Annotated in this window: 25 protein-coding genes; 7 read left to right on the top strand and 18 right to left on the bottom strand. The window is 60.6% G+C overall.

Annotated features, from left to right (window positions below):
* The first annotated feature begins 31 nt into the window (after positions 1-31).
* Positions 32-289, top strand: a complete 258-nt coding sequence (locus tag HMPREF2967_RS01975; protein ID WP_010189168.1) for a WhiB family transcriptional regulator — start codon at positions 32-34, stop codon at positions 287-289.
* A gap of 85 nt (positions 290-374) precedes the next feature.
* Positions 375-449, top strand: coding sequence for a 50S ribosomal protein bL37 (locus HMPREF2967_RS13525; protein WP_100227335.1), 75 nt, complete (start codon positions 375-377; stop codon positions 447-449).
* A gap of 59 nt (positions 450-508) precedes the next feature.
* On the opposite strand, the gene rsrA is transcribed toward HMPREF2967_RS13525, so the two are convergent.
* Both rsrA and HMPREF2967_RS01965 read right to left on the bottom strand, forming a co-directional pair.
* Complete coding sequence (gene rsrA / locus HMPREF2967_RS01970) at positions 509-781, bottom strand: mycothiol system anti-sigma-R factor (protein ID WP_070520186.1); 273 nt, start codon at positions 779-781, stop codon at positions 509-511.
* Entirely contained in the window at positions 781-1,386 is a 606-nt protein-coding gene (locus HMPREF2967_RS01965; RefSeq protein ID WP_070684145.1) for a sigma-70 family RNA polymerase sigma factor, read from the bottom strand. Before HMPREF2967_RS01965 ends, rsrA begins: the two co-directional genes overlap by 1 nt.
* A 37-nt stretch (positions 1,387-1,423) precedes the next feature.
* On the opposite strand from HMPREF2967_RS01965, the gene ybaK reads away from it, so the two are divergent.
* Positions 1,424-1,927, top strand: coding sequence for a Cys-tRNA(Pro) deacylase (gene ybaK / locus HMPREF2967_RS01960; RefSeq protein ID WP_070520181.1), 504 nt, complete (start codon positions 1,424-1,426; stop codon positions 1,925-1,927).
* Between the two features lie 188 nt (positions 1,928-2,115).
* On the opposite strand, the gene HMPREF2967_RS12695 is transcribed toward ybaK, so the two are convergent.
* Together HMPREF2967_RS12695 and HMPREF2967_RS01955 are read right to left on the bottom strand one after the other, a co-directional pair.
* A complete protein-coding gene (locus tag HMPREF2967_RS12695; RefSeq protein WP_198531004.1) occupies positions 2,116-2,850 on the bottom strand; it encodes a hypothetical protein in 735 nt (244 codons plus the stop codon).
* A 41-nt stretch (positions 2,851-2,891) separates the two neighbouring features.
* Positions 2,892-3,554 carry an SOS response-associated peptidase gene (locus HMPREF2967_RS01955; protein WP_070684143.1) on the bottom strand — a complete coding sequence of 221 codons (663 nt, stop codon included), beginning with the start codon at positions 3,552-3,554 and terminating at the stop codon, positions 2,892-2,894.
* Here HMPREF2967_RS01955 and aroA point away from each other — a divergent pair.
* Positions 3,553-4,857 (top strand): 3-phosphoshikimate 1-carboxyvinyltransferase, encoded by a 1,305-nt coding sequence (aroA, locus tag HMPREF2967_RS01950; protein ID WP_070684141.1) that lies wholly within the window; start codon positions 3,553-3,555, stop codon positions 4,855-4,857. The two genes, HMPREF2967_RS01955 and aroA, sit on opposite strands and share 2 nt — an antisense overlap.
* Positions 4,850-5,872: a ribosome small subunit-dependent GTPase A gene (gene rsgA / locus HMPREF2967_RS01945; protein WP_070522591.1), complete on the top strand. Its 1,023-nt coding sequence runs from the start codon at positions 4,850-4,852 to the stop codon at positions 5,870-5,872. Before aroA ends, rsgA begins: the two co-directional genes overlap by 8 nt.
* A gap of 69 nt (positions 5,873-5,941) precedes the next feature.
* Here the strand turns inward: rsgA and HMPREF2967_RS01940 are convergent, their stop codons facing one another.
* The 4 genes from HMPREF2967_RS01940 to HMPREF2967_RS01925 form a co-directional block, all read right to left on the bottom strand.
* Positions 5,942-6,547, bottom strand: a complete 606-nt coding sequence (locus tag HMPREF2967_RS01940; protein WP_070522588.1) for a hypothetical protein — start codon at positions 6,545-6,547, stop codon at positions 5,942-5,944.
* A 53-nt stretch (positions 6,548-6,600) separates the two neighbouring features.
* Positions 6,601-6,942: a hypothetical protein gene (locus HMPREF2967_RS01935; RefSeq protein WP_070522585.1), complete on the bottom strand. Its 342-nt coding sequence runs from the start codon at positions 6,940-6,942 to the stop codon at positions 6,601-6,603.
* Between the two features lie 85 nt (positions 6,943-7,027).
* On the bottom strand, positions 7,028-7,534 hold the full coding sequence (locus HMPREF2967_RS01930) for a DUF6912 family protein (protein WP_198531007.1): 507 nt from the start codon (positions 7,532-7,534) through the stop codon (positions 7,028-7,030).
* A gap of 12 nt (positions 7,535-7,546) precedes the next feature.
* Positions 7,547-7,957: an HAD-IA family hydrolase gene (locus tag HMPREF2967_RS01925; RefSeq protein ID WP_070522579.1), complete on the bottom strand. Its 411-nt coding sequence runs from the start codon at positions 7,955-7,957 to the stop codon at positions 7,547-7,549.
* A gap of 123 nt (positions 7,958-8,080) precedes the next feature.
* On the opposite strand from HMPREF2967_RS01925, the gene HMPREF2967_RS01920 reads away from it, so the two are divergent.
* Positions 8,081-8,602 carry a hypothetical protein gene (locus HMPREF2967_RS01920; protein ID WP_227486282.1) on the top strand — a complete coding sequence of 174 codons (522 nt, stop codon included), beginning with the start codon at positions 8,081-8,083 and terminating at the stop codon, positions 8,600-8,602.
* Here the strand turns inward: HMPREF2967_RS01920 and HMPREF2967_RS01915 are convergent.
* The 9 genes from HMPREF2967_RS01915 to HMPREF2967_RS01875 all read right to left on the bottom strand — a co-directional run bounded on the left by HMPREF2967_RS01915 (position 8,599) and on the right by HMPREF2967_RS01875 (position 18,595).
* A complete protein-coding gene (locus tag HMPREF2967_RS01915; protein ID WP_232755616.1) occupies positions 8,599-8,925 on the bottom strand; it encodes a hypothetical protein in 327 nt (108 codons plus the stop codon). The genes HMPREF2967_RS01920 and HMPREF2967_RS01915 overlap by 4 nt on opposite strands.
* Positions 8,926-9,105: 180 nt before the next feature.
* Entirely contained in the window at positions 9,106-11,658 is a 2,553-nt protein-coding gene (secA, locus tag HMPREF2967_RS01910) for a preprotein translocase subunit SecA (protein ID WP_070522573.1), read from the bottom strand.
* A 274-nt stretch (positions 11,659-11,932) separates the two neighbouring features.
* The gene (hpf, locus tag HMPREF2967_RS01905; RefSeq protein WP_070522571.1) at positions 11,933-12,577 is read right to left on the bottom strand and encodes a ribosome hibernation-promoting factor, HPF/YfiA family; all 645 of its coding nucleotides are present in this window, start codon (positions 12,575-12,577) and stop codon (positions 11,933-11,935) included.
* 171 nt (positions 12,578-12,748) lie between these two features.
* Positions 12,749-13,429 carry a ComF family protein gene (locus tag HMPREF2967_RS13370; RefSeq protein WP_070684738.1) on the bottom strand — a complete coding sequence of 227 codons (681 nt, stop codon included), beginning with the start codon at positions 13,427-13,429 and terminating at the stop codon, positions 12,749-12,751.
* 21 nt (positions 13,430-13,450) lie between these two features.
* Positions 13,451-15,160, bottom strand: a complete 1,710-nt coding sequence (gene lpqB, locus HMPREF2967_RS01895; protein ID WP_070522565.1) for an MtrAB system accessory lipoprotein LpqB — start codon at positions 15,158-15,160, stop codon at positions 13,451-13,453.
* A complete protein-coding gene (gene mtrB, locus HMPREF2967_RS01890) occupies positions 15,157-16,830 on the bottom strand; it encodes an MtrAB system histidine kinase MtrB (protein ID WP_255365779.1) in 1,674 nt (557 codons plus the stop codon). Before mtrB ends, lpqB begins: the two co-directional genes overlap by 4 nt.
* Before the next feature lie 69 nt (positions 16,831-16,899).
* Entirely contained in the window at positions 16,900-17,586 is a 687-nt protein-coding gene (gene mtrA, locus HMPREF2967_RS01885) for an MtrAB system response regulator MtrA (protein ID WP_070684131.1), read from the bottom strand.
* Between the two features lies 1 nt (position 17,587).
* Positions 17,588-18,208: a dTMP kinase gene (locus HMPREF2967_RS01880; protein ID WP_070522557.1), complete on the bottom strand. Its 621-nt coding sequence runs from the start codon at positions 18,206-18,208 to the stop codon at positions 17,588-17,590.
* 33 nt (positions 18,209-18,241) lie between these two features.
* A complete protein-coding gene (locus HMPREF2967_RS01875) occupies positions 18,242-18,595 on the bottom strand; it encodes a DUF4259 domain-containing protein (protein WP_070522555.1) in 354 nt (117 codons plus the stop codon).
* A 377-nt stretch (positions 18,596-18,972) separates the two neighbouring features.
* Here HMPREF2967_RS01875 and HMPREF2967_RS01870 point away from each other — a divergent pair, with 377 nt between their 5' ends.
* Positions 18,973-19,905 carry a DNA-directed RNA polymerase II gene (locus HMPREF2967_RS01870; RefSeq protein ID WP_070684736.1) on the top strand — a complete coding sequence of 311 codons (933 nt, stop codon included), beginning with the start codon at positions 18,973-18,975 and terminating at the stop codon, positions 19,903-19,905.
* A 51-nt stretch (positions 19,906-19,956) separates the two neighbouring features.
* On the opposite strand, the gene manA is transcribed toward HMPREF2967_RS01870, so the two are convergent.
* Complete coding sequence (manA, locus tag HMPREF2967_RS01865; RefSeq protein WP_070684734.1) at positions 19,957-21,186, bottom strand: mannose-6-phosphate isomerase, class I; 1,230 nt, start codon at positions 21,184-21,186, stop codon at positions 19,957-19,959.
* Position 21,187 lies beyond the last annotated feature (1 nt).

The raw sequence follows: 21,187 nt of genomic DNA, 5'->3' as shown, positions 1-21,187 counted from the left end.
GCTGTCAAAAATTTGTTAGGAGATTTCAATCATGGATTGGCGCCACGAAGCCGTTTGCCGCGACGAGGACCCGGAGCTCTTCTTCCCTGTCGGTAACTCCGGCCCCGCACTCACCCAGATCGCTAAGGCCAAGCTGGTCTGCAACCGCTGCCCAGTTGCCTCTTCCTGCCTCAAGTGGGCCCTCGAGTCCGGCCAGGATGCCGGCGTGTGGGGCGGCCTTTCTGAGGAGGAGCGCCGCGCTATCAAGCGCCGCAACCGCAGCCGCGGCCGTGCCCGCGTATCTGCCTAAACAGACACACCCCCGATTAACACCCAGGCATACCCTGCCGCTACAGTTGAATAAGTTCATTTACCCTTAACAGAAGGAGTACGCGATGAGCAAGCGTGGCCGTAAGCGCAAGGATCGCCGCAAGAAGTCCGCTAACCGCGGCAAGCGTCCTAACGCATAACGTCAGCATTCAGGGCTCGTTCCTCACCCCACCACCGTGGGCGGGAACGAGTCCTTTGCTTATCCCCAGGTAATTTCAGTCCTCGTAATCTGCACGCTAATGCGCTGGCGCAGCGACTGCGGCGCGGCCTGTCCCCCACAGCACTTGCGTACGAGTGCCCGAACTACTTCCTCGCTCTCAAGGCGTTGCTGGCAGGCATCGCACTGCGCAAGATGCTCGCGGATTGCCATAGCTCGCGCGTAGCTCGTCGATTCATCGAACAGCTCCCTAAAGAGCGCTTCAACCTCCGGAGAGTTACACGCACCGCAATTGCGTCCTGTTGCGCGTTCCATTACTTCTCCTCCATCTCTGGGTGGTTGCGACCAATGCCTTTTTCTCGTGCTACGTCCTTCAACGCCTCGCGAAGCAGTTTTCTTCCGCGGTGGAGGCGGCTCATCACCGTTCCCAACGGTGTACCCATCACATCCGCGATTTCCTTATAGGCCAGGCCCACTACATCCGCGTAGTACACCACCATGCGGTAGTCCTCCGGTAGGTCATTCATGGCCTCGGAAATCTCCGAATCCGGCATCTGCTTGAGGGCCTCGACCTCCGCCGATTCCAAGCCCGTGGAGTCATGCCCGGCCGTGGTATACAGCTGAAAGTCGCTCAGCTCATCCGCTGAGGATTCCAGCGGACGGCGCTTGGCCTTCCGGTAGGAGTTGATGTAGGTATTCGTCATGATGCGATACAGCCAGGCCTTGAGATTCGTCCCCTGTTTGAAGGAATCAAAGTTGCTATAGGCCTTGAGGTAGGTCTCCTGGATGAGATCCTCTGCATCCTGGGGGTTGCGCGTTAGGCGCATCGCTCCGCCGTACAGTTGGTCCAGCAAGGGCAAGGCTTGCTCCTCAAACAATCGCTGTTTCTGAAGCGTCTCGCTCGTCGTTTCGGTGGCCATGCTCACCATCCTAGCGCTCCGGACTAGGGTGGATTCTATGGCCAAGAAGACCCCGCACGCCGCTACCCCCGCTCTCAAAATCCTCGAAGAGGCAGGAATCGACCACAGTGTCTCCACCTTCGACGGTGGCCGCGAGCACTTCGGCGACGCGGCCGCGGCGGCGCTCGACGTCGAGCCTGAGCGCATCTTCAAAACCCTCGTCATCGACCTGAGCGCCGGCAAAGGCCCCAAGCGCCAGCTCGCCGTGTGCGTCCTTCCGGTTACCTACCAGCTCAGCCTCAAGAAGGCCGCCGCTGCCTTCGGCGCTTCTAAGGCCACGATGGCCGCGCCTGCCGACGCCTCCAAATCCTCCGGCTACATCCCCGGCGGCATCTCCCCGCTGGGACACAAGCACATCCTCCCGACAGTGGTTGATGAAACGGCACTGCTTTTCGACACCATCTTTTTCTCCGGCGGCAAACGGGGACTCGACATCGAGATGAACCCGGAGGATCTCCCTCGTGTACTCGACCTTTCCTTCGCTGACGTGCTCGCCGCCTAAACCTCACGCGCTAGAACTGTGATGTCTAGTGGCTTTTTGGACGTTTACGGCGGTGGAATAGCCGTACTAGTCAAAAATCTTGACATCACGGGGACGTGCCACCTATAGTCAGAGTCAGAAAGCAAGGACATGGTCCCTTGCTATGACTAAAAAGGGTCTTCTGGACGTATGCGCCAGATGGCTCTTTTTTATTGACCAGGACGCTTATTAAATACCTTTGATACCTGGCTTCGGGACGACACCCACGTTGCAATTTGATGATCCATCGAATCAATCAATTCAAACGCTCTCCGCGATTCGACAATCACGTTCACATTCAGAAGACTGTCCATGTGAGCGACTTTATTACGCAAATCGTTACAGTGCGATACGTTCCAATACGTAATCGATCCGTCGGGGTCGGTCACGTTAGGGAACGCAGACTTAATAGCCTGATTCCATAAAACTTGTCGTCCTACATTCTCGGGTGCAGCATGATTAGCATTAGGGTGATGATTCGGTAGTAGCGTACGCCAAAGACCGAAAGTCGTATGGGAAAGCACATCATCATGAGTGATAGCACAACCGTGACGAGGATGAGATGAAGGACGGCAATCTACCGCTGCTTGTGCACGCTTAATCGCCCTTTCCCTCTGGGAGCCGACAATCGAACGCAAGGGGCGAGGAGGCGGATCAAGTAGCCAGCTTTGAGGACCATTATTACGGGCGTTCCAAGCAAGCAATTCCTTGTCAATTGCGTTTCTCAGAAAGATTTCTGTTAACGCCAAAACATCTTTAACAGCAGACGATAACTCTGCATGCCATCCATATAACGCCAGCGCGCGCTTACAGTTCCCGCCACACTCATCCAAAAACGGTTGCATGCGAGCATCCGACAATCGGTCGACAATATGCCTTCTGTCCATACCAGTATCCAACCACATGTCTGGCAGATTCCACCGGCGTTAGCCGGTCGCCGGGCGAGTTAGAACAAGGTGGTCGACGGTGGTTCGTCGATAAGCTCTGCGTAGTCGTTGCACACATTGCCCACCGCCGGGTCCGCGGGGCGTGCCTGAAAGCCCCGCACGGTGCTCGGCTCCAGAAGCGCCTCCCCCGCCAGCCAGGGCGCGATTTCCTCCGTGGTCAAAAACTTGGGCAGCCGGTGGTGCAGCCATGCCATCTCCTCCGTGGCAACCGTGGTCACCATCGTGGCCGACAGCCTATCCATGCCCGTGGCCCATAGCCCTGCTGCCCACAGCAGGCCATCAGGGCCGGTGACGTAATAAGGCTGCTTCTTGGATTTCTTGTCCTCCCCAGCCTTCCACTCGTAATAGCCGTCCAGCGGGATGACGCAGCGCTGTGCCTTGAAGGCATCGCGGAAGGAGGGTTTCTTCGCCACGGTCTCCGCGCGTGCATTGAATAGCGGCGGGCCGTCCAGATCTTTCTTCCAGTGCGGAATAAGCCCCCAACGCGCAGGTTCCACGCGAGCGGTATGCTCCTCAACTCGGACGATGGCGATGGTCTGGGTTGGGGCGATGTTATACCGCGCCGGTGGCAGACCTTCCGGTGCGTGGACCTCCGTGATGGACTCCCACGCGCCTACTTGTTCCAGTAGGGACTCGGTGAACAGAACAAATCTTCCGCACATGCCCTTTATTATGGACTACATGTCTGAATTCTGGAGCGCACCCCAACCGTCTGGGCCATTGTCCTGGGCGCAAAACCTCCCCGGGTCAAAATCGATGACCAACCGCGCCCTCATCCTTGCTGCGCTGGCTGACTCCCCGTCTATCGTCTATCACCCGCTGGTCTCCCGCGATACCAACCTGATGAAGGAGGCCTTGCAGGCCATGGGCGTGGGTATCTCCGAACAAGGCTCGCATCTTCATGTGACTCCCGGAAAGCTGCATGGAGCGAAGGTAGATTGCGGCCTAGCCGGCACAATTATGCGCTTTTTACCACCGGTGGCAGCGCTAGCGGATGGCCCCGTTGTCATCGACGGTGACCCTTATGCCCGCAATCGCCCCATGTCCACGATGACCGCGGCTCTGCGTGAGCTGGGCGTGGACATTGTGGGCGACAGCCTGCCGCTGACCATCACCCCCCACGGCGTTCCGGAGGGCGGCGAGGTCACCATCGATGCGTCCGCCTCCTCCCAGTTCGTCTCCGGTCTGCTCCTAGCCGGCGCACACTACCGCAATGGACTGATCGTGCGCCACGAAGGCGGCACAGTGCCCTCCCAGCCACACATCCTGATGACCGTCGGTATGCTGCGCGAAGCCGGTGTCCACGTCGAGGTGGGCGAGGACACCTGGGACGTGCGCCATGGTGAGATTGAAGGCCGCGAGTGGCGCATTGAACCGGATCTTTCCAACGCCACTCCGTTCCTTGCCGCTGCCGCCGTCTCTGGCGGCAGCGTGAGCATTCCGAACTGGCCGGAGGAAACCCACCAGCCGGGTGATGCCTTCCGAGGCATCCTGGAGCAGATGGGCGCGAAGGTCGAGTATGTCCCCCAGGCTCCCGGCGAAGAGTCTTACCTAAAGGTGACCGGCCCGCAGGAAGGCTTGCGCAGCCTGCGCGGCATCGATCTCGACATGGGCGATATCGGTGAGCTCACCCCCACTGTGGCTGCGCTCTGCGCGCTAGCTTCCACCCCGTCGACGCTGACTGGCATCGCACACCTGCGTGGCCACGAGACGGACCGCCTGGCGGCTCTCGCTGCGGAGATCAACGCCCTTGGTGGCAACGTCACCGAACTTGACGACGGCCTCCGCATCACCCCTGCCCCACTCCACGGCGGGGTATGGCATTCCTATGCGGATCACCGCATGGCGACAGCCGGAGCCATTATCGGGTTGGCCGTTGACGGCGTCCAGGTCGAGGATATTGACACCACGTCCAAGACTCTGCCTGGCTTTGCTGATATGTGGGAGGCCATGATCCGTGGCTAGGCGCGCAAGTAGCTACGACGAATCCGACGTCCGCATCCGGCCCGGAAAGGGGTCGCGACCGCGCACGAAGGACCGCCCGAAGCACAAGGATGCCAAGTTTGGCATGGTCATCACCAAAGACCGCGGGCGCTGGGGTGTCGCGCTTGATAACGACGGCCCCGTGGTTACCGCTATGCGCGCCCGCGAAATGGGCCGCACTCCGGTCGAGGTTGGTGATCGGGTCGGCGTCGTAGGCGATACCTCGGGTAAGAAAGACACCCTCGCACGCATCGTGAAGCTCGAGGAGCGCCGCTCCGTCCTCCGGCGCACCGCAGATGACACCGACCCTTATGAGCGCATCGTGGTAGCAAACGCCGACCGCCTACTCATCGTGAGCGCCGTGGCCGATCCGCCGCCGCGCTCCGGGTTCGTGGAGCGTGCTTTGATCGCTGCCTTTGCCGGAAATATCCAGCCGGTGCTGTGTCTGACGAAGACAGACCTCACTGATCCCACCCCGTTTGCACAGGAGTTTGCGGATCTGGATGTCACCGTGGTGGAGGCTGGCGTCGACGACGGGCTAGAGCAAGTCTGTGCGGCAATCGACGGCCACGTCACCGCCCTCATCGGCCACTCGGGCGTGGGAAAGTCCACCCTGGTGAACCGGCTTGTTCCGGATGCCAACCGGGAGACCGGCGAGGTTTCCGCCGTGGGCAAGGGCCGGCACACGTCGACGCAGTCGGTAGCGTTGCGTTTGCCCGCTGAAGGAAGCACACCACACGGCGGCTGGATCATTGACACCCCCGGCATCCGCTCCTTCGGCTTAGCCCACATTGACGCGGAAAACGTTATTGAGGTCTTCGACGATCTTGCCGAAGCCATCGAGGACTGCCCGCGTGGCTGCACGCATGCCGGGCCACCCGCGGACCCCGAATGCGGGCTCGACCTACGCATCGAAGAGGGCACGGCTTCTGCGCGCCGTCGCGATGCAGTGCGCACCCTGCTGGCGTCCCTGCGCACCAATGTTGACTGGGCTTAAGGCCTATAGGGCCTTAAGCCCGAAGCTTCCTATAGGAAGGGGCTTGCGCGTTCTTAAGGCACCTAGGCTTTAGATCGGGAGCATTGCCGTCAGCTGCGGTGGCAGGACGGTCTTCAGGTAGGGGCCTGCCGCGCGAAGAGCCATGAGGATCACGGCCAAGCCACCGGAAACCCCGAGAATGACAGCGCCGCCCGTGTCAATGTTGGAAGAGGTGTTGCCACCGCCTTCCTGTTCCTTATTGAGCTCTTCTTTCTTCGCACAGGCCTTGAGAGCTTTAACGTAGTCGGGCGCAATTTTGCGGAAGGCCTCCACCACCGCAATGTTGTTCTTGGCGCGCTTGGCGGATTCCTCACCATCGAGTTCAGCGTCTACCTCATAGCCAGCTAGGGCACGGTAGAGCTCTTCCGACTGATTCTCCACGTCACGTGCACGCTTTTCGGCGTCCTTGGGCAGAATCTTCAGGCCATCCTTCAGCAGGCTGCTATCGACATCGTTGTCCTTCGATTCCGCATTCTTAAGATCACTCGCCTCCTCCTCGCTCAAGGTAATGGTGCACTTCTCATCCTTGATGGAAGTGGTTACGGCTCCGGCCGTGGGGGCAACGACACCGCTGGCTAGGACAGCAACAGACACGGTAGAGGCGGCAACTACCCGGCGAAGACGAGAGGAAGACATGCTGAGGGGACCTTTCGATCAGGCTGACTATTACCCCTGCAGGCTATCAGCATTTAGCCCAGCTTGGGCAGGTAATCACCGAACTCCTTGTACGCGGCTAGGCCGATGCTCACGATGCCGAAAAGGATCGCGATGATCACGCCTGCCGGCCCCTGCGAGGAACCCTCAAGAATTCGCAACCACGGAGTCTTAGGCATCACGGCCATGTCGGGGTCCGGATTGCTGGGATTCGGTTCGTTGTGAACCGTTCCCTGAGCAGAGCTCCCCTGCGCGGTCTGAGTAGTCTGCGCTGTCGGCGCTACTGCTTCCTCAGCTCCGGCAGCTGGCACTGAGACGAGAGATGCGGTGCTCAGGGCCGGAGCGGTGACAAGGCTAGCAAAGCGAGTTGCCTTCATGATGGTGCTCCTTTTCTGGCGACGACAATAAAGGCTCAGATTAGCACCATGCATGAACCCACGGCGATGAAAGCCCAGAAAATACTTAGAGAAGCTCCACGAGGATAAGCAATTCGGTCGGGTCATAGAAGGCCATGAAATTATCCAGGGCATCACCGACGGCGAGCTCAGCATCTTCGTCACCAAGGTCGGCGTTATCGATGGCGTCGATAGCCTTGGCAGTAGCGGCTTCGGACTCTTCGATGTCCACGTGGATGGCCTGAAGATTGTCCTTCGTGATGGTCGCGGGCTCCAGCGCCACGACCGGTTCCCCCATGTCCGGCTTCGGGGTCACCACGGACTCGTCCACGTCGACGGAAATGACGACTCGGCGGTGCGGAAACTTCTCCTCATCACCGATAGCCAAGAGCCTCAGCGAAGCCATAGATGCTTCGAGGAACGCGGAGTATTCGATCTCTTCCTCGTCACCCTCGGTGTAGAACTCGCGCAGCGCGGGGGTTAGCGCAAAACCCCAACCGCTGCGGGCAGCAAGCTGGCCGGTTTCCTCGAGCTCAGCCAGCATAGAAAAGGTTGCCGGCAGGAAGACGCGCACATCCTTCGACACTTAGAACTCACCTTCAATGTCGAAGACTGCCTGAACCTCTACGCTCGTGCGGTCGAAGACGGTGTAGAGCATGCCGACCATGCCGTTTTCCACCGCCGCACGCACGTTAACGATGGAGTCATCCACCATGACGCAGTCATTAATCGGCAGATCAATGGCATCCGCTGCGGCTTGGAAAGCAGCGCGCTCCGGCTTCTCAGCGCCGACCTCACCAGAAAGCACAACGGCATCAACGATGCCGCGGTATTCCCACTCACGAATGTGCTCAGCGCCCGGGCCGCCCGGATCGTTGGAAAGGATTGCGGTGGCAACTCCGTTTGATTTCGCGGCGGCGAACAGATCCCGCCAGCGCTTGACGTCTTCTTCGGTGCCGTCAAGAACGCCTACAAAATCGACGATGAGTCCACGCATATTATCTACCCTTCGCATTGAACTGTGTTTATCGTCCGAAAGTATAGCGAACATACCGCCTGCCCGCTCTCACCGGCTTATGCACTGCAGTGCTCTAGCCGCATATAGGCCTACCGTGGCACAATGAACGTGCGTCCACCTTCCTTCACCGCGCCCGCCCCGAACCTAGCCTTCGTGCACTCCTCCGCCCCGCTTATCGCGGAAGAGGACGCGATCCCCATGTACACCCCCATCCCTGGCATGAGCCATTTGCAGCTGTATGTCGCCCCACAGCGTATCCGCTACGAGCGTCAACCTACTGCGGGTGACCTCGCTACGCGGAAAGAGATCCACGGGCTTGTAGTCATAGTTCTAGAAGTTGCCGCCGCGCTGCGGCCTTTAAGCCACCTCAACAACCCACGTTTTGCACCGGAAATTGCAAACCATGTCCGCGCTTGGCGGAAGGCCCAGGCGTCCTCGGAGTGGCGCGGAGGGATGGCGCTGCGTAGCTTGCATGCGCGCTCGAATGGCGAGTTCTTCGGCTCAGTGCTGATGGGATCGACGCGACGCGCCTTTACCGGCGCCGCCGTTGGACGGCACCTGAGTTCCTTCCGGTTGCTTTCAGTCGGCATGCATCCCCACGGCAACGGGGAGCCGGAAGTTTAGAAAAGCGACCCCAGCTTGATCAAGATTGGCGTCCAGTCGATGCCCGCGAATGCAGCGGAAGCACTCACCAAAGCCAAACTGATACCGCCGAACATCGTGGCCCCCACTACCGGTGATTTCTTGGTGGTTTCTTCCACACTTTCCGGCGTGGCCACTGCGCCACACTCGGTGGGGACAATGTCCTGGGAGCTGAGTACCGTGTCCTTGGCGGATACATCTCCCTGCGAGCTCAAGACGGAAGAGAGCTGGCACTGTTCTTCGGGAGCAAGCTCCACAGCAGATGCAGCCGCGCCGCCACCCAGCAGGGTGGCAGATGCGAACACGGATAGACCTACTCGCACAGACAAGCGGCGCATACTCACTCAACCTCCGAAGAATAATAATTACTAATTTGCCAGTATATACCTAAGTGCCTCCAATAAAAAAGACGCCGCGGGGAGTACTTCCCACACGGCGTCTCGGAAGTGCCTCAGCGCTCAATAACGCTGTGGCGTTGGCATTTACTAGGCTTCCGCCTCGTCCGCGGCATTCGCCTCTTCCTGCGCCTTGAACTGCTTACGCAACATAAACAGCTGGCGCACAGTTTCTTCCTTCACAGCTTCGTTCATGGCGTTGAACATGTCGCCGCCCTCCTTCTGGTATTCCACCAGAGGATCACGTTGTGCCATTGCACGCAGGCCAATGCCCTCCTTGAGGTAGTCCATCTCATAGAGGTGCTCACGCCACTTCTGATCAATGATCGGCAAGATGATCATGCGCTCTGCATTGCGCATCTGGCTCTCGCCGCCGATGGCGCTGACGGACTCTTCAAGTTTGTCGTACTCGGAGTTGGCATCAGCCACCAGTGCATCGCGCAGCTGCTCAGCGGAGATTTCGCCGGCGGAGCCGTACTCGGTACCGTCGACAAGCTCCTCATGCGTCTTGGTCGGCCCATACAGGGACTCCAAGGCATTCCACAACTCGTCCAGGTTCCAGTCCTCCACATAGCCGGTGGCCGTAGCACCCGCCACGTAGGCAGACACGGTGTCGTCGATCATCTCGCGGATGTTGTCCTTGATGTCGCTGGCCTCAAGGATGTCGTGGCGGGTAGCGTAAACCACCTTGCGCTGTTCGTTCAGCACCTCGTCGTACTTGAGCACGTTCTTACGCATCTCAAAGTTCTGGTTCTCGACCTGCGCCTGTGCGCCCTTAATAGAGTTGGACACCATCTTGGCCTCAATTGGCACGTCATCCGGCACATTGAGGCGGTTCATCATGTTCTCCATGGACTGGCCCACGAAGCGCACCATGAGCTCATCACGCATGGACAGGTAGAAGCGGGTCTCGCCCGGGTCACCCTGGCGTCCGGTACGGCCGCGCAGCTGGTTATCAATACGACGCGACTCGTGACGCTCGGTGCCCAGCACGTACAGTCCGCCGGCCTCGCGGACCTGGTCACCCAGCTTCTTGGAGTGTTCCTTTTCGCGATCGATTTCGGCGTCCCAGGCCTCCTGGTACTTCTCTTCATCTTCGAAGGGATCGAGGCCGCGATCGCGCAGCTTTTCATCCAGGATGACCTCGGGGTTACCGCCGAGCACGATATCGGTACCACGGCCGGCCATGTTGGTGGCTACGGTAACGGTGCCGGGGCGGCCGGCACGGGCGACAATCTGGCCCTCTTCCTCGTGGTGCTTGGCGTTAAGCACCGAGTGCTTGATTCCGCGCTTGCTCAGCAACTGGGAGAGGTATTCGGAGCGCTCCACAGAGGTTGTACCCACCAGCACCGGCTGACCTGCGGCGACGTGTTCCTCAATGTCATCAACCACCGCGGCGAACTTCGCCTCTTGGGTCTTGTAGATACGGTCGGAGTGGTCGATACGTTGGTTCGGCTTGTTGGTCGGAATCGGCACCACATCGAGACCATAGATGGAGTGCAGCTCGGCTGCCTCGGTCTCTGCGGTACCGGTCATGCCGGAAATCTTCTCGTACAGGCGGAAGTAGTTCTGGAGCGTAACGGTGGCCAGAGTCTGGTTCTCGTTCTTAATCTCCACATCTTCCTTAGCCTCAATGGCCTGGTGCATGCCCTCGTTATAGCGACGGCCAGCAAGCACGCGGCCGGTGAAGCTATCCACGATGAGAACCTCGCCGTTGCGGACGATGTAGTCCTTATCGCGGGTGAAAAGCTCCTTGGCCTTCAGGGCGTTGTTGAGGTAGGACACCAGCTGGGAATGCTCTGGGGCGTAGAGGTTCTCAATGCCCAGCTGATCCTCAACGAATTCCACGCCTTCCTCCAGCACACCGATGGTGCGCTTCTTGTGGTCCACCTCGTAGTGGATACCTTCGCGCATCTTCGGCGCCAGCTGGGAGAAGACGCCGTAGAACTGGGAGGAGCCGTCAACCGGACCGGAAATAATGAGCGGGGTACGGGCCTCATCGATAAGGATGGAGTCAACCTCATCCACGATGCAGTAATTGTGGCCGCGCTGGACCGTGTCATTCAGCGAGCGGACCATGTTGTCGCGGAGGTAGTCAAAGCCCAGCTCGTTGTTGGTGCCGTACGTAATATCGCACGCATATGCTTCCTTGCGATCCGCAGGGCGCATCTCAGAAAGGATGACGCCCACGGTAAGGCCCAGCCAGCGGTGGACACGGCCCATCATCTCGGCGTCACGCTTGGCCAGGTAATCGTTGACCGTCACGATGTGCACGCCCTTGCCCTCCAGCGCGTTGAGGTAGGCCGGCAGCAAGGAGGTCAGGGTCTTGCCCTCACCGGTGCGCATCTCGGCGACGTTGCCGAAGTGCAGGGCTGCACCGCCCATGATCTGCACCTTGTAGTGCTTCTGGTCGAGCACGCGCCAGGCTGCCTCACGCACGGTGGCAAATGCTTCGAGAAGAATGTCATTCATCTTCTCGCCGTCCGCCAGACGCTTCTTAAACTCGTCAGTCTTAGCCTTTAGCTCATCATCCGACAGCGCCGCGAATTTATCTTCTAGGGCAATAACATCATCTGCAATTTTAGCCAGGCGCTTGACGGTGCGTCCCTCACCGGCACGGAGCAGCTTGGAAAGTCCAAACACGTCTAGATAATCCTTCTTGTCGCGACAAATAAGTTAACTCGTCGCCATTGTACTCACTAGCTTTTCTGTAATGATTCGCCACCCAACCCAAAGGGCGAATCCGGCCACTGCCCGGCACCCCTCTTGCGGCCGCCTCCTCCCCACGCAAAGCTCAGCAGACAGGGATTAATAGATGTTAATAGAGGCATAAGAAGGCTCCCTGCCCCGCTGCGCGCGTGCGCTGCGGGGCAGGGAGCCTGTGGGTTGGGGCGCTAGGCCCTTGAAGGCTTAGGCCTTAAGCATCAGCATCCGTCAGGGAGATGAGACCGTAGTCGAATGCGTGGCGGCGGTAGACCACGGAAGGCTTGTTGTTCTCTTCGTTGATGAAGAGGTAGAAGTCGTGACCAACCAGCTCCATCTCGCTGAGTGCATCATCAACAGACATCGGGGTAGCTGGGTGCTCCTTGAAGCGCACAACCTGGCCCGGGCGAACGTCCTCGACGGTCTCTGCGTAGGGGTCGATGTAGCGCTCTTCCTTGGCCGGCTTGGCTGCTTCAGCCTCTGCGACCAGCTCAGCAGCAATCTCACCAGTACCCTTCTGAGCGCGGTGGCCGGACTTCACGTTCTCGCGACGTACCTTGACCTTGCGCAGGGAGCGCTCCATCTTGCCCAGGGCGGTTTCGAGCGCCGCGTAGAAGGAATCTTCCTTGGCCTCGGCGCGTGCGATGTGGCCCTTACCGGTGGCGGTGATCTGCAGGCGCTCAGCCTCGGACTCGCGGCGCGGGTTCGGCTCGTGCTGCAGCTCCACGTGGAAGAACGTCAGGGTCGGATCAAGACGCTCGATCTTGGCCAGCTTTTCAGTGACGCGATCCTGGAAGTGCTCCGGAACCTCCACGTTGCGGCCGGTGATGGTGACCTGAGCGTTGGTCTGCTGGGACATTAAATGCCTCCCTATTCTCGTGGGGACTGAATGACTGCACATTCTGCGGACGCTCACAGCCCTGTGATGAGGGGCTTGATGCCCGCTTCCCTGTGACACCCCTCATGCTACCACTGGTCATAACCAACCCGGTCAGTGGCCCCCTCTGCGCATGCTTGGCGACGCCCCTCCCTACGTATCTGCCAGCACAATCGCACCGGCCACGTCACCCCCGATGGCCCACACGCGAGCGGCGCTGGCGCGAAGAGTTGCTCCGGTCGTGATGACGTCGTCGACAAGCAGCACACTGCGTCCCACCAGCTCGCGGGCACAAGGCCGCAAGAGCACTGCCCTGCGCATATTGTCGGCGCGTTCCACCGCGCCGAGCTGCGACTGGTCCGCACTACCTTCGGCCGTGCTCAAGGCATTGACCACGTCCCAGCCCGGAAGCCGGGCGGACGCCGCCTGGCACAGCGCAGCGACGGGATCACCACCGCGCTGGCGGGCCGACGACGCGCGTGTGGGCGCCGGCACGAGCAGCGCGGTCTCCGGAATATCGCCGCGTGCGCGCAGGTACTCGATTCCGGCAGCCAACACCGCACCGAGGTGAGCTCGCACCGCCTGGTGCCCGCGCTCCTTCATTGCGATGATGACCCCACGGCGAGTATCGGAATAGGGGCCAAGGGCCCAGGCCGGAAAACCTAGAGGCTGCGGACGTTCCACGCGGCGTGGCACCTGTCGAAGGTGTTCCTGGCAGGCCGTGCACAGCACCCCGCCTGCAGTGGTCTCACCGCCACACCCCGCGCACGGGCGCGGCAGGAACAGCTCCAGAAATGCGGCGGCGGCCTCCCCTATCCCCCGGTTTTTCGGCATGCGCCCCACTCTAGCGCGACTCTAGCGCGCGATGATGGGTGAGGAGCGCACGCCCTGCAGACCTTCGACCTCACGCCAATAGGAGCGCTCGGACCCGCCCGCAGGAAGCTGCAACAGGGCGTGCGCATCGGTGACGTAGTGCGTCGACGGTGAGGACGCCACCGCCACCACGGGCGCGGTGATGTTTCCGGTAGGCAGTGTTGTTGCCGAAGAACCATCCTGCTCGATGCGCCACACCGGAGAATTCGAAGCGGAGGTACCCACGAGCAGGGAGCCGTCCGTCTGCCACTCCACCGACAGCGCCGAACCGGTCAGCTCCGGGCCCACCTGGTGGACGTTGACAATGCGGCGCTCTCCCGACGTCGCGCGGGCAACCACACCGGTGTACACGCTGCCGTCGATAATCATGGCTATACGCGCTCCCGTGAGTGACAGACGGATGACCGAAATCTCTCCCTCCACGTTCTCCAACGCAGAGGTGTCAACCTCGGCGGTGCTCAGCTCTCCGGTGGCCGGAGAACGCGTCACGCGGACCACGTGTTTGCCGTCGACGACGGTCCACGCCACCTGGCCGCCCACCTCAAAAGTGGGGCGGGCCAAAGTCTCGCCCTTGATCGAATTCTCGAGCTCGTGGCCCAGCTCGCCCATCGTTAGCTGCGACTCCTTCTCGGAGCGCTTGCGCACGGCGGCCACCATCCCCTCATCGGAGATATCGGCGGACTGAATGTCATGAATCTGCCCGGCCATGCCCGGCACCTCGGCGCTGCCTTCACCCTTAACCTCAAGCAGCGAACCATCGTTGACTGCATAAAGCTTGGGCACCGATTGGGCGGCTACCTCGGGGTTAAACTCCGCGAAATCATCAATGGTCATCTCCTCCATGCCATCCACAAGCGGGCTGCCATCGATGGTGGCGCGGACGGAGTTCGTGATCTCGGCGTTGTTGAGGGTCCACACCAGCTGGGCGGCGAACTTAAGGCGCTCCTCCTGAGTCATCGAAGCCATGCCGCTGAACTCATAGACTCCATCATTGATTCCCAAAAAGGTGGCGTCCTTGGGGATCAGGCTGGAAGTTGCCGGCGCGATATCGGAGGATGGTCCCTGCAGCAACAGCGTGACCAGCTCCGAGGCAATCGAATCCTTTCCCGAATAAAGCCAGCGACGATCCGCCACAAGCAGGCGTTGAGTCGTATCGAAAAAGTACAGCGACTGCGGGCGATAGCGATTGCGCAATTCGGTGCGCTCAATCACGGCACCGGTAGGCAGATCCGTAATGCGCCATTGCCCATTGAATTGGCGCAGCCGAACGGTCGCCTCAAGACGCGAGTTATCGGGGACATAGGCCCCGCCGTTGGCCAGACGGCCGATGATATTGCCGCGCACCGAATACTCCAGGGCACCGTCCTCCATGTTCGAGGTCACCAGATCGATGGAGTCCACCACGAGAACGGTGTCAGTAGGGTCCCAAGAATTGGCTATCTCAGAGGAAAGGAAGGTGCGTGCGGCAGCGTAGTTTCCGGTGGGAATCGCCACGGCCGAATAGAAGTCACGGACAAGCAAGTCAGGTTCGCTATCGGCGCGCGGCTCGACGACGGCATCGTCGGCCCGGTCATGCGGTTCGAAGGTACTAATCACCTGCGGATCGGTGTTATGTGGCAACGTCGAACAACCAACGAGAGCGGTGAGTGCGACGCAACTGAGTACTGCGAGCGGGCGGCGGGCTGGAATCATCGCTGAGCCTCCTCCTCGAAGTCGGACACGCTGTCTTGGTTAAAAGGCGGCTCCACGGCGCGGGCCTCACGCTCGGAGGGCCACACAATCCCGTTGTCCGTTTCTGCTTTAACCGCAGGAGCCTCCGGATCAGCGCTCAGCTCAAGAGCGGATTGTTCCTCTGCTTCTATGGGCTTCGGTGCCCCCGGCTCTTCCAGAGCAATGGGCTCGGACTCCACCTGCTGCCCCGGGGTGCGTGGAAGGATCAATCGGAAGCGCGAGCCTATACCGTAGTAGCCGATGGCGTCGAGCGTGCCCCCATGGAGCACGGCATCCTCGCGAGCGATGGCAAGGCCCAAGCCGGTTCCACCAGAATGGCGCTTGCGCGAAGAATCCGCGCGCCAGAAGCGGTTGAACACCAGCTCTTCTTGGCCTTCCTTGAGCCCCACACCGGAGTCGGTGACGGCGATGCCGACGGCGTCCTCAGTCGCGCCGACGTCCACGATGATGGGATTGCCCTCAGAGTGGTCGATGGCGTTCGCGAGCAGGTTGCGCAGGATGCGCTCGACGCGACGCGAATCGCATTCCACGGCGACGGGTTCCTCCGGCACATGAACGACGACCTCCACTCCGAGCTCCGAGGCGAGGTGCTCCACTTGGCTCAGCGCGGAGTCCACGCAGGAGCGAATGTCGATGGAGGCCGTGGAGAGGTCAGCCACGCCGGCATCGTGGCGAGAGATCTCCAACAGGTCCGCGAGCAAGTCCTCGAAGCGATCCAGCTCCTTGATGAGCAGCTCCGCCGAGCGCTTGGTGTAAGGGTTGAATTCATCCGCATCTTCCGCGATGACATCCGCCGCCATGCGCACCGTTGTCAATGGCGTGCGCAGCTCGTGGGACACGTCAGAAGTGAACTGCCGCTGGAGATCGCCATACTCCTCCAGTTGGGTGATCTGCTTAGACAGCTTATCTGCCATGTCGTTAAAGGAGGAGGCGAGGCGGCCCATTTCATCGTCTGAGTTGACCACCATGCGCTCACGCAGGTGGCCGGCAGCAAAGCGCTGCGCAATGCGGGAGGCGGAGCGAATCGGGACGATCACCTGCTGGGTGGCCAGCCAGGCGATGCCAACGAGGAGGACAACCACCACCACTCCGGCAGCCGAGAGCAAACCACGCATGAGCGCCATCGTGGATTCCTCAGATTCCATTGACAATACGAGGTAGACCTGGGTATTCGGGATGTCGCTTTCAATGGGCGTGCCCACCATCAGCGCGTTGTAGGTTGCTCCCGATTGCTGGTCCACCGTGGCGTATTGCTGCACGACTTGGCCCCGGCCAACGAGCTCGCGCATCCCGTCGGGGATGCGGTAGCCCTCCGGGGACGTCGTGGCCGTGCCGTCGGAATTCTCCACGACGATGACCGGTTCATACACGGCCTGGGCGTCGGGTTGTTGCGCCGATAATTGGCCCAAGGCGGCGCGTGCAGAATTGATGCGCACCTGCGTTGAGTTTGCCGTACCGGTGGCATCGATCTGCTGTTCCACGGCCACGCGGGCGCGATCGAGCTCCTGTAGCGCCGTGTCCTCCTTCTGGCTCACCAGCTGCTGCGTCAGCACCGACACCAGCGCGTAGGCCAGGATGATCATGACCACCGTGGAGGCCACCAACATCATGCCCAGGACACGTGTCTGCAGGGAGGTGCGCCAGCGCTCGACGACGCCATCCCGGACTCGCCTTAACCAACCAAAAATAGCGGCAGTCCTTTACTCGGCGGTTTTCCCGGTCTTATACCCCACGCCGCGCACGGTGAGGACGATGTGTGGATCCTCGGGGTCGTGCTCAATCTTCGCGCGCAGGCGCTGGACGTGCACGTTGACAAGGCGCGTATCGGACGCGTGGCGGTAACCCCAGACAGATTCAAGCAGCGCCTCGCGAGTATGCACCTGGCCGGGCTTGCGCGCCATCTCCAGAAGAAGGTCGAACTCCAGCGGAGTCAGCGAGATCTCCTCGCCGCCCTTGCGGGTAACGGTGTGCTCGGGGACGTCGATAAGCAGGTCCCCCACCTCAATAATTTCTCCCGTACCTCCATCGATTCGACGCAGGCGCGCGCGGATACGGGCGATGAGCTCCTTCGGTTTGAAGGGCTTGGTGATGTAATCATCCGCCCCCGATTCGAGGCCGAGAACCACATCAACGGTGTCTGTCTTCGCCGTCAGCATGACGATGGGCACCGAGGACTCAGTACGAATGGCGCGGCAAATATCCACGCCATTCATGCCCGGAAGCATGAGATCCAACAGGATCAGATCCGGGTCATGCTCGCGGAAGGCCGGGATCGCCTCATTTCCATCGTTAACGGCAATAGGCTCCAGCCCTTCTGCCTCGAGCACGATGGTGAGCATTTCGGCGATTGCCGGGTCATCATCCACGACCAAGATTTTCGGTGCCACTTTATTGTTCTCCTACAAGCTCCTTGACAGCTTGGATAATCATATCGGCATCCGCGGTGGCGATCCACCGCCCTGCCCACTGCTGCTCTGCTAAGCGACGGTAGGCGGCCGCCGTGCGAGACTGCAACGCGGCATCGCGCTCATAGCGGTCGCGGTTGCGCCCTTCATCCTCTGCTGCACGGGCCACGGCTCGCTGGCCGGCAAGGGCGACGTCGGTATCCAAAAAGATCTGCAGCTGCGGCACCGGCAGGCCGAAGCGTTCAAACTCGAGCTCATAGATCCAATCGACGATGAGCTCACCGCCAACCCGCGCCGCGGAATACGCGGCGTTGGAAGCCACATAGCGATCCAAGATGAGCAGGGTATCCGTGGACTCAGCGGCGGCAAGGAGCTGCTCTTTGGCTCCGTGCCGATCCAGCGCAAAGAGCGTAGCCATTCCATAGACCGAATCGGTCAGATCCCCCATACGCCCATACAGGGCCTCCTGCGCGAGCTGCGCATGGATGGACTCTTCGTAGCGGGGAAAGCTCAAGACTTCGACATCGCAGGCTAGTTCTTCCCGCAGGCGCTGGGTAATGGTGTTTTTACCCGCGCCATCGATTCCTTCAATACTGATCAGCATGCTGTTATATCTAGCGTGTACCTAGTACTGCCGTTAGGACAGGGCCTCAATAAAGGGTTCGAGGTCGTAGTCTTCCTCGACCTCTTCGAGCAACTCCAGGGCATGTTCGTTGAGGTTTTCGCTGCCGGATCCGGCGAGATCCCGGATGAAGGGATAGTCTTCGACGACTTCCCCGGCGCTGAACGGGGCGCCTGCCCAGATCGCGGCTATCGTGGCCGCCGCCAAGGCGTTACGCTGCTCCTCCTCGGTCTGTTCTTCGCCCGAGACCGCAAGCGCGCAGGCATCATCTACCGCGGCAACGATTTCTTCATCCTCGAGGTCTGCCAGTTCATCCAGGAAGTCGACGTTGACCTCGTCGGCGAAGATGTCCTCATCCCATGAGCTCATTGCTTTCTCCTTCATCCTTAAGTGAATTAGGGGTCTGTGTTTTTATCCGCGTTCCTGTATCCACGGTGGGCCGGTGCAGCTTTACGGGCGGGCGCTCCGCGCAGCCGGTATCTAATCCAATTTCTACCATTCTTTAGATGCCCTCATGCAAGGCTTCGGTCAAGAGCGCGGTTTTATTACGGTCACATCGCTCCGTGCCGTCTTCCGACTGCCCCTCCTCCTGCCCTCCTCCATATGTTGCATTTCACCCACTGCCCTATACCACGCCTGAACGGGGAATTTTGCCCAGGCCATTTACTATCTCCAGATTCGTGTTATCGTTGTTACCGACTTGTGACATTTACGCAGGCTTTTGTGCAGGAAGGAGAGCGCCCCGCATGACGAGCAGTTCACGCCGCATCTTGGTCTTTGTCGCGGCCGGCCTCCTCTGCGCCGTCGCCGTAGGCGTCGCAGTGTGGCGCATCAGCGCGCCCGAATCCGTCGTGTCTAAGCCCTCCGCTGCCACCGCTGTGTCGAGCACCGCATCTTCCGCTCCCTCGACAACGCATTCCTATACGACCACGGCTACCCCGACGTCCACGCAGTCGAAGCAATCGAAAACTAATGTCGCCGCGCCGGCAGAGGATCCCTACCTGGCGCCGAATGCCGTGGTGAACCGCACGGAGCCGGTTGGCCCCACGGCCGTCTACCGCCCAGACAATGTTTCCTCACTGCAGAACCAGCAGCCGCAGGCAACTCCGAACAATCCGTACCCGCAGGCGCCGGTCAGCATGGCCCCTGCCGTGCCGCCAACGGACGGCTCTACTCCGGCCTCCGAAACACCGATTCCGGGTACTCCTCAGCAAAGCTCCGAGCCCACTCAGCCGTCGGCCACGCCGGAATCTCAGACCGCCGTGCCGCAAGAGGGCCCAGTGGAGGACCAGGACGGCAGCCAGCCCGCTGAGCAGCCGCAACCCAAGGAACCTACGCCCTCGCAGAACACTGGAGTTCCTGAACCGCTTGGCTCCTTCATCCCGCACCCCGCCGGGTTCACTCAGAACGCGCCCGCGCCTGATGCGGAGCCGAAAGCGCAACAGGGCGAGCCTATCGATGCCGCTCCACAGGGCGGCGAGGTACAAGGCGCCGATGTAGTGGAAGCAGTGGAGCGCGAATCCGCGGCTTACCGCACCAACGAGGCCGCCCCGACTCCCGCCGCGCCGACGGATGATGCTCCCGCGGCGGAGGAGCCTTCCGCTGCGACCCCCTCCGCTTCTCATTCGGCCGACAACGGCGAAACTACCGCCGCATCAGCATTGACGCAGTCCGCCTAATTACCCGCGCCGTTAACTAAACGGCAGCAGAGTTAACGAAACAGCCGCAGACTAAACGCGGGCGATAAATACCTCGGCGTCTTCGCCACCGGTGGAACGAACGGTGGCGGCCGGGTCGCTAGCGGGAATCCACGCCGCGTGACCCGCGCCAAGGCTGACGTTTTCTGCCTCGGCATTGCTCAATGCCACCGAGCCGGAGGTGCACAACACAATCATGGGGCCATCGCTGTCGACCTCGACGCTCTCCTCACCAGAAAGCTCGACGCGATCCAGCAGGAACTCCTCAATCGGCACTGGGTAGGACCATGCCTCTGCACCCTTTATGCCTCCTGTCTCGGCTGCGTCTTTCAGGTCCACGCGCGGATCTTCTGCCGCCTGGTAGGTGAGGACTTTAACCAGCTCGGGGACGTCAACAAACTTCGGGGTCAGGCCACCGCGCAGCACGTTATCGGAGTTAGCCATGATCTCTACACCCAGGCCAGAGACATAGGCATGCAGCTGCCCAGCGTCAAGGTAAATCGCCTCCCCCGGCTGCAGGACGATGTGATTGAGCAGCAACGCGCCCAACACGCCGATATCCCCCGGATATTGCTCGTTGAGCTTGGCCACGGTTGCCATCACGGTGGCCATCCACGGCTCGCCCGCCTGGTTGCCGCGCAGGCGCTCGCCCGCCGCTACCACCGCGCTGATCAGCTCCTTGCGCTTGGCACCCGGGATCGTAATCCACGTGGTAAACAGCGCGCGGAGGCTGTCGCCTTCAGCGGCAGGATCGGTGTCGAGCATGCCCTCGTAGTGAGCCAGTTCTTCGCAGTCCAAGGCCGCAAAGAGGCTGCGGGTCTGCGCTAGCGGACGGAAACCCGCCATGGCGTAGAACTCCGTGAGCGCCACGATGAGCTCTGGCTTGTGGTTGTCATCCTTGTAGTTGCGGTTTGACGCCGTGAGGTCGATTCCCGCCGCGTTCTCGCGGGCGAAACCTTCCTCGGCCTGCTGCTTCGAAGGGTGCGCCTGCAGCGACAGCGGCTCTGCAGCCGCCAGAATCTTCAGCAAGAAGGGAAGGCCGGCGCCATACTTGTCAGCCACCCGCTGCCCCAGCTGGCCTTGCGGATTCGCCGCGATGATCTCATCCAGCTTTTCTCCCTCAATCGTTGAGGGATCCGCCGGGTGCGCACCAAACCACAGCTCAGCAACCGGGCTTTGAGCCTCGGGCTCGCCGAGCAGCGTCGGAATCAGCGTGCGCGAGCCCCACGAGTAATTGCGGGCAGCACTGGTGAGCAACTTCATT

Source organism: Corynebacterium sp. HMSC059E07, from assembly GCF_001814395.1.
In the GTDB taxonomy this organism is placed as follows: domain Bacteria; phylum Actinomycetota; class Actinomycetes; order Mycobacteriales; family Mycobacteriaceae; genus Corynebacterium; species Corynebacterium hesseae.
Note: the sequence above shows the minus strand (reverse complement) of the source record. Positions and strands in the feature narration are given on the sequence as shown.

Coding starts and splice junctions, on each gene's coding strand:
- HMPREF2967_RS01880 (WP_070522557.1), bottom strand. CDS start 18,208: ATGCTGATCAGTATTGAAGGAATCGATGGCGCGGGTAAAAACACCATT.
- ybaK (WP_070520181.1), top strand. CDS start 1,424: ATGGCCAAGAAGACCCCGCACGCCGCTACCCCCGCTCTCAAAATCCTC.
- HMPREF2967_RS13370 (WP_070684738.1), bottom strand. CDS start 13,429: ATGCCGAAAAACCGGGGGATAGGGGAGGCCGCCGCCGCATTTCTGGAG.
- aroA (WP_070684141.1), top strand. CDS start 3,553: ATGCCCTTTATTATGGACTACATGTCTGAATTCTGGAGCGCACCCCAA.
- HMPREF2967_RS01875 (WP_070522555.1), bottom strand. CDS start 18,595: ATGAGCTCATGGGATGAGGACATCTTCGCCGACGAGGTCAACGTCGAC.
- hpf (WP_070522571.1), bottom strand. CDS start 12,577: ATGTCCCAGCAGACCAACGCTCAGGTCACCATCACCGGCCGCAACGTG.
- manA (WP_070684734.1), bottom strand. CDS start 21,186: ATGAAGTTGCTCACCAGTGCTGCCCGCAATTACTCGTGGGGCTCGCGC.
- HMPREF2967_RS01935 (WP_070522585.1), bottom strand. CDS start 6,942: ATGAAGGCAACTCGCTTTGCTAGCCTTGTCACCGCTCCGGCCCTGAGC.
- HMPREF2967_RS01955 (WP_070684143.1), bottom strand. CDS start 3,554: ATGTGCGGAAGATTTGTTCTGTTCACCGAGTCCCTACTGGAACAAGTA.
- HMPREF2967_RS01940 (WP_070522588.1), bottom strand. CDS start 6,547: ATGTCTTCCTCTCGTCTTCGCCGGGTAGTTGCCGCCTCTACCGTGTCT.
- HMPREF2967_RS12695 (WP_198531004.1), bottom strand. CDS start 2,850: ATGTGGTTGGATACTGGTATGGACAGAAGGCATATTGTCGACCGATTG.
- HMPREF2967_RS01870 (WP_070684736.1), top strand. CDS start 18,973: ATGACGAGCAGTTCACGCCGCATCTTGGTCTTTGTCGCGGCCGGCCTC.
- HMPREF2967_RS01920 (WP_227486282.1), top strand. CDS start 8,081: ATGAACGTGCGTCCACCTTCCTTCACCGCGCCCGCCCCGAACCTAGCC.
- HMPREF2967_RS01975 (WP_010189168.1), top strand. CDS start 32: ATGGATTGGCGCCACGAAGCCGTTTGCCGCGACGAGGACCCGGAGCTC.
- rsrA (WP_070520186.1), bottom strand. CDS start 781: ATGGAACGCGCAACAGGACGCAATTGCGGTGCGTGTAACTCTCCGGAG.
- lpqB (WP_070522565.1), bottom strand. CDS start 15,160: ATGATTCCAGCCCGCCGCCCGCTCGCAGTACTCAGTTGCGTCGCACTC.
- HMPREF2967_RS01925 (WP_070522579.1), bottom strand. CDS start 7,957: ATGCGTGGACTCATCGTCGATTTTGTAGGCGTTCTTGACGGCACCGAA.
- HMPREF2967_RS01965 (WP_070684145.1), bottom strand. CDS start 1,386: ATGGCCACCGAAACGACGAGCGAGACGCTTCAGAAACAGCGATTGTTT.